The organism is Acidovorax sp. FG42, assembly GCF_057809195.1.
This window is the reverse complement of the sequence record NZ_JBMDJM010000036.1, coordinates 1-1,212: the sequence shown is the minus strand read 5'-3', so window position 1 is coordinate 1,212 and position 1,212 is coordinate 1. Positions and strand designations below refer to the sequence as shown.

Below are 1,212 nucleotides of genomic sequence, written 5' to 3'. Positions count from 1 at the left end.
CTGCCCCGTCGTCTCCACCCCCTCCGCCACCACCTCCAGGTCCAGGCTCTTGGCCAGCGCCAGGATGGTCCGAACTATCGCCGCGTCGTTCGGGTCCGTCAGCACGTCCCGCACGAAGCTCTGGTCGATCTTGACCTGGTCCAGCGGCAGGCGTTTGAGGTAGGACAGGGACGAGTAGCCGGTGCCGAAGTCGTCCAGCGCAAAGCCCACGCCTTCGCTTTTGAGCTGCACCATGCGTGCGATGGTGTCTTCGATGTCTCCCAGCAGCAGGCTTTCGGTGAGTTCGAGTTTGAGCTGCCGGGGGTCGGCGTTGTGGTTCTTTAAGGTTTGCAGCACTTCGGCCACGAATCCGGGTTGGCGGAATTGGCGGGCGCTGACGTTGACGGAGATGGACAGGTGGGCGGTGTCCGGGTGCTGGCTCCAGCGCTGCAGTTGTTCGCAGGCGGTCTGGAGCACGTATTGGCCCAGGGGGAGGATGAGGCCGGTCTGTTCTGCCAGGGGGATGAAGTCGGCCGGGCTGATCATGCCGCGCTGGGGGTGGCGCCAGCGCACGAGGGCTTCTGCGCCCAGCAGGCGGGCGTGGTGGTCGACCACGGGCTGGTAGTGCACGAGCAACTCGCCCCGGGCCAGGCCCTGGCGCAGGTCGGCTTCGAGGTTGGAGCGGGCGTTCACCGCTGCCTGCATGTCGGGGTCGAAGAATCTCTGGGTGTTGCGGCCTGCGGCTTTGGCCTGGTACATGGCCAGGTCGGCACGCTTGAGGAGTTCGTCCACGGTGAGGCGTTCGTCGCCAAACAGGGTGATGCCGATGCTGGGGGTGCTGTAGTGCTGGGCGCCGTCCAGGTTGAAGGGCTGGTTCAGGCTGGCCAGGAGTTTTTCTGCGACGGTTTCTGCCTGGGTGGCAGCGTTTTGCAGGTCGGGGGCCAGGGCTTCGAGCATGACGACGAATTCGTCGCCGCCAAAGCGGGCGACGGTGTCGGCTTCGCGCACGCTGCCCACCAGGCGGGCGGCGACCTGGGCCAGGAGCTGGTCGCCCATGTCGTGGCCCAGGGTGTCGTTCAAGTCCTTGAAGTTGTCGAGGTCGATGAACAGCAGGGCGCCGAGATTGCGGGTGCGCTGGCAGGCGGCGATGGAGCGTTGCAGGCGGTCCAGGAGCAGGCGGCGGTTGGGCAGGCCCGTGAGGGCGTCGTAGAAGGCCAGGCGTTCGATTTCTTG

Annotated in this window: 1 protein-coding gene; it reads right to left on the bottom strand. The window is 66.2% G+C overall.

All coding sequences use genetic code 11. The annotated features are described in order from the left end of the window. The coding region (locus tag ACODSM_RS22415; protein WP_488806943.1) for a putative bifunctional diguanylate cyclase/phosphodiesterase at positions 1–1,212 on the bottom strand (1,212 nt) is incomplete at both ends.